Here is a 5,269-nt window from a genome sequence, read left to right on the forward strand (position 1 = left end):
CGTGGCCGGGTGCGCGACGAGTCCGGTGAGGACGAGTCGGAGGAGCCCGCCGACAACGTCGAGGAGCAGTCCGAGGAGGAGGACTCCGAGGACGAGCACGACGAGGAGACCCCCGTCGCGGGCAGCCGCCGGCGGCGCCGCCGTCGCCGTCGCGGTGGTGGCGACGATGAGGAGCCGGCCGCCGACGACCCGCCGAACACCGTGGTCAGGGTGCGCGAGCCGCGTTCGGCCAAGTCGTTCGAGGACGAGGTCCAGTCCGTGCGGGGTTCGACCCGCCTGGAGGCCAAGAAGCAGCGCCGCCGCGAGGGCCGCGAGCACGGCCGCCGCCGTCCGCCGATCATCACCGAGGCCGAGTTCCTGGCCCGGCGCGAGTCGGTCGAGCGCGTCATGGTGGTGCGCCAGGAGGGCGAGCGCACGCAGATCGGCGTCCTTGAGGACGGTGTGCTGGTCGAGCACTACGTGGACCGCGCCAGCCACCAGTCTTACGTCGGCAACGTGTACCTGGGCAAGGTCCAGAACGTGCTGCCGTCGATGGAGGCCGCGTTCGTCGACATCGGCAAGGGCCGCAACGCCGTGCTGTACGCGGGCGAGGTCAACTGGGACGTCGCCGGACTGGTGGGCCAGCCCCGCCGGATCGAGTCGGCGCTCAAGTCCGGCCAGGCGGTGCTCGTCCAGGTCACCAAGGACCCGCTCGGCCACAAGGGCGCGCGGCTGACCAGCCAGATCTCGCTGCCCGGCCGCTACCTCGTGTACGTGCCGGACGGTTCGATGACGGGCATCAGCCGCAAGCTCCCCGACAAGGAGCGCACCCGCCTCAAGACCATCCTGCGCAAGATCATGCCGCCGAACGCCGGTGTGATCGTCCGCACCGCCGCCGAGGGCGCCTCGGAAGAGGAGCTGACGGCCGACGTCGCACGCCTGTCCGCGCAGTGGGAGAACATCCAGAAGCAGGCGAAGGGCGCCTCGGCCCCGTCGCTGCTGCACGGTGAGCCCGATCTGACCGTCCGGGTGATCCGCGACATCTTCAACGAGGACTTCACCAAGCTCGTCGTCCAGGGCGCCGAGGCGTGGGAAGAGGTCCAGGACTACGTCAGCCATGTCGCGCCGCACCTGGCCGACCGCACCGAGCGGTGGAACGACACCGACGACGCGTTCGGCTACTACCGGATCGAGGAGCAGCTCGCCAAGGCGCTGGAGCGCAAGGTGTGGCTGCCGTCCGGCGGCTCCCTGGTGATCGACCGCACCGAGGCGATGACGGTCGTCGACGTCAACACCGGCAAGTTCACCGGGCAGGGCGGCAACCTCGAGGAGACCGTCACCCGCAACAACCTCGAGGCCGCCGAAGAGATCGTCCGCCAGCTCCGGCTGCGCGACCTGGGTGGCATCATCGTGGTCGACTTCATCGACATGGTGCTGGAGTCCAACCGCGATCTGGTGCTGCGCCGGCTGCTGGAGTGCCTGTCGCGCGACCGCACGAAGCACCAGGTCGCCGAGGTCACCTCGCTGGGCCTGGTCCAGATGACGCGCAAGCGCGTCGGCAGCGGTCTGCTGGAGGCGTTCTCCGAGGTCTGCGACCACTGCAACGGCCGCGGCATCCATGTCTCGCTGACCCCGGTCGACGACCGGCAGCTCGGTGAGGGCAACGGGAACGGCAACGGCAACAGCGCGCGGAACAAGCGCAAGCGCAAGGGCGACGTCGAGCGCGTCGTCGAGGCGAAGGTGAACCGGGCCGAGTCGGTGGCCCGTGAGGCCGCCGTCGCGATCGAGGGCTCCGAGGCCGTCGTGGCCGAGATCGCCGCGGCCCCCGCGGTCCTGGCGATCGAGGAGAAGCCGAAGCCGCGCACCCGGACCAGGAAGGTCCGCCCGGCCGGTCCGCCGCCGGAGGACGCCGACGAGATCGGTACCGTCACCCTGACCCTGGACTCCGGCGAGTCGGTCAAGGTCGAGGCGGTCGTCGGTCCCGACCAGGCCGACGAGCAGCCCGAGGGCGACGCCCCGGCCAAGCGCCGTCGCAGCCGCCGCCCCACCAGGGCGGAGAAGATCGAGGCCAGCAAGTCGGGCGACTCCGGCGAGTAGGGCACCGAGTCGAAGGCCGGAGGGGATCATCCCTCCGGCCTTCGCCGTTCTCCTGGCCTTGTCCGCCGATTCGACGGGCGCGCCGGGAGTCCGGTACTCTGAGGGCCGGGCGTGTTCCAGCACGCCCGTCTTCGCGCCGCAAGGCGTTTTCGCCTCGTCCGAGGCAAGCAGAGAGCACTAGAGACTCCCGGCGACGGGTCTCTCGGGTGTGCCGCCCAGGTTCCGGCAGGCCATTCGGCCGTCGAAGCAGGGGCAGGCCCTTCGCGGGGCTCTGGAAGAAACTAGCGAAAGGTACACACCGTGTACGCGATCATCCGCGCGGGCGGACACCAGGAGAAGGTCGCTGTCGACGACGTGCTGAACGTCGACAAGCTGACCGCCGAAGTCGGCTCCACCATCACCTTCCCGGCCGTTCTTGTCGTCGACGGCGACAAGATCACCTCGGCCGCCGCCGAACTGGCCAACTACACGGTCACCGGCGAAGTCCTCGGCGCCGTCAAGGGCCCGAAGATCAACATCATGCACTACCGGAACAAGACCGGGTACAAGCGGCGGATGGGTCACCGTCAGCCGTACACCCAGGTCAAGATCACCGGTATCTCGGCGAAGTAAAGGAGTCCCTGAAATGGCACATAAGAAGGGCGCATCGTCCAGCCGTAACGGTCGCGACTCCAACGCTCAGCGCCTCGGTGTGAAGCGTTACGGCGGCCAGGTCGTCAAGGCCGGCGAGATCATCATCCGCCAGCGCGGCACCCACCACCACCCCGGCCTGCACGTGGGTCTCGGCAAGGACGACACGCTGTTCGCGCTGGTCGCGGGCACCGTCGAGTTCGGCCGTTACCGTGGCCGCCGGGCCGTGAGCATCGTCCCGGCCGCGGAGTAGTACTTCTCCGCGGTGCGGAATCCTTCCGCACCGGGAATCGGTTGTACCAAGGGCGGACCTGCATGGGTCCGCCCTTGTCTGTTGTGAGCGACCGGCGCGGGGACGGTTCCCGGGCAGGCGTCCATCCTTGAAAGGAATCCAGTGGCTGACTTCGTGGACCGCGTCGTCCTGCACATCGCGGCGGGCAACGGGGGGCATGGCTGCGCCTCCGTGCACCGGGAGAAGTTCAAGCCGCTCGGAGGCCCGGACGGCGCCAACGGCGGCAGGGGCGGCGACGTCATCCTGGAGGTCGACCCCAACACCTCCTCGCTGCTCGACTACCACCGCCGCCCGCACCGCAAAGCGGGCAACGGCAAGCCCGGGTCCGGCGGTCTGAAGAACGGCGCCAACGGCGAGGACGTCCTCCTCACCGTCCCGAACGGCACCGTCGTCAAGACCAAGGACGGCAAGGTCCTCGCCGACCTCGTCGGCGCGGGCACCCGGTACGTCGCGGCCGAAGGCGGCCACGGCGGGCTCGGCAACGCGGCCCTGGCCTCGGCCAAGCGCAAGGCGCCCGGCTTCGCCCTGCTGGGCGAGCCCGGTGACGAGGCCGACGTGGTGCTGGAGCTGAAGACCGTCGCGGACGTCGCGCTCGTCGGCTTCCCCAGCGCGGGCAAGTCCTCGCTGATCGCCGCGCTGTCGGCCGCCAAGCCGAAGATCGCCGACTATCCGTTCACGACGCTCATCCCCAACCTGGGCGTGGTCAGCGCCGGTGAGCACACCTTCACCGTCGCCGACGTCCCCGGCCTGATCGAGGGCGCCAGCCAGGGCAAGGGCCTCGGCCTGGAGTTCCTCCGCCACATCGAGCGTTCCTCGACCCTCGCGCACGTCCTGGACTGCGCGACCCTGGAGCCCGGCCGCGACCCCGTCTCCGACTTCGAGATCATCGAGCGTGAGCTGGCCGCCTACGACGAGCTGTTCGCCGGCGACGACACCGTCGCGCTGGGGGATCGGCCCCGGATCGTGGTCCTCAACAAGATCGACGTCCCGGACGGCAAGGACCTCGCCGAGATCGTCCGGCCCGAGTTCGAGGCCCGCGGCCTGCGCGTCTTCGAGGTCTCCGCGGCCGCCCACATGGGGTTGAAGGAGCTGACCTGGGCGATGGCCGAGATGGTCGCCGCGCACCGCGCCGCCCAGCCCGTCCAGGAGCCCACCAGGATCGTGCTGCGTCCCGCCCCCTCGGGCGGCCCCGAGTACGAGATCCAGAAGGTCGCCGACAACGAGTTCCTCATCACCGGCACCAAGCCGGTCCGCTGGGTCCGGCAGACCGACTTCCAGAACGAGGAGGCCGTCGGCTACCTCGCCGACCGGCTCAACCGGCTGGGCATCGAGACCGGCCTCGCCAAGGCGGGCGCGCTGCCCGGCGCCACCGTCATGATCGGTACGCTGGACGACTCCGTGGTGTTCGACTGGCGGCCGGAGATCGCCGGCTCTGGTGAGCTCTACCAGGGCCCGCGCGGCACCGACCAGCGCCTGTCCGAATGGTAGAACCCTCCCCCTAGGAGCGACGCGTGGAAAGCCTCAGGTCGGCGATCGCCGACGCCCGCCGGATCGTCGTCAAGGCCGGGTCGTCGTCGCTGACCACCCCCCAGGGCACCATCGACGGAGCGCGGATCGACGCGCTCGTCGACGTCCTCGCCGAACGCCGTAAGGCGGGCAGCGAGGTGGTGTTCGTGTCGTCCGGGGCGATCGCGGCGGGGCTCGGCCCGCTCGGCCTGTCCCGCCGCCCGCGCGATCTGGCCACGCAGCAGGCCGCCGCGTCCGTCGGGCAGGGGCTGCTGATCGCGCGGTACGCCTCGTCGTTCGCGCGGCACGGGCTGACCGTCGGCCAGGTGCTGCTCACCGCCGACGACATGATGCGCCGCGCCCACCACAACAACGCGCAGCGCACCCTGCTGGCCCTGCTCAAGCTGGGGATGCTGCCCATCGTCAACGAGAACGACACCGTCGCGACCGACGAGATCCGGTTCGGTGACAACGACCGGCTGGCGGCGCTCGTCGCCCATCTGGTCCGCGCGGACGCGCTGGTGCTGCTGTCCGACGTCGACGCCCTGTACACCGGCGACCCCCGGCTGCCCGGCTCCCGCAAGATCGAGGACGTGCGTTCCGAGGCCGACCTCGAAGGCGTCACGACCGGGTCGGCGGGCAGCAAGGTCGGCACCGGCGGGATGGTCACCAAGGTCGAGGCGGCGCGGATCGCCACCGGCGCGGGGGTTCCGGTCGTGCTGACGTCGGCGGCGGCGGCCGCCGGGGCCGTCGCGGCCGGGCTGA

At 70.6% G+C, this 5,269-nt stretch carries 5 protein-coding genes; all 5 read left to right on the forward strand.

Annotated features, from left to right (window positions below; all coding sequences use genetic code 11):
• The coding region (locus tag ACYVE7_RS28475; RefSeq protein WP_460368884.1) for an Rne/Rng family ribonuclease at positions 1-2,076 on the forward strand (2,076 nt) is incomplete at its 5' end.
• Positions 2,077-2,376: 300 nt separating this feature from the next.
• On the forward strand, positions 2,377-2,688 hold the full coding sequence (gene rplU / locus ACYVE7_RS28480) for a 50S ribosomal protein L21 (RefSeq protein WP_460368885.1): 312 nt from the start codon (positions 2,377-2,379) through the stop codon (positions 2,686-2,688).
• Between the two features lie 13 nt (positions 2,689-2,701).
• Complete coding sequence (gene rpmA, locus ACYVE7_RS28485; RefSeq protein WP_344834739.1) at positions 2,702-2,959, forward strand: 50S ribosomal protein L27; 258 nt, start codon at positions 2,702-2,704, stop codon at positions 2,957-2,959.
• Between the two features lie 141 nt (positions 2,960-3,100).
• Positions 3,101-4,486 (forward strand): GTPase ObgE, encoded by a 1,386-nt coding sequence (obgE, locus tag ACYVE7_RS28490; protein WP_460368887.1) that lies wholly within the window; start codon positions 3,101-3,103, stop codon positions 4,484-4,486.
• 23 nt (positions 4,487-4,509) lie between these two features.
• The coding region (gene proB / locus ACYVE7_RS28495; protein WP_460368889.1) for a glutamate 5-kinase at positions 4,510-5,269 on the forward strand (760 nt) is incomplete at its 3' end.

The organism is Actinocorallia lasiicapitis, from assembly GCF_054778695.1.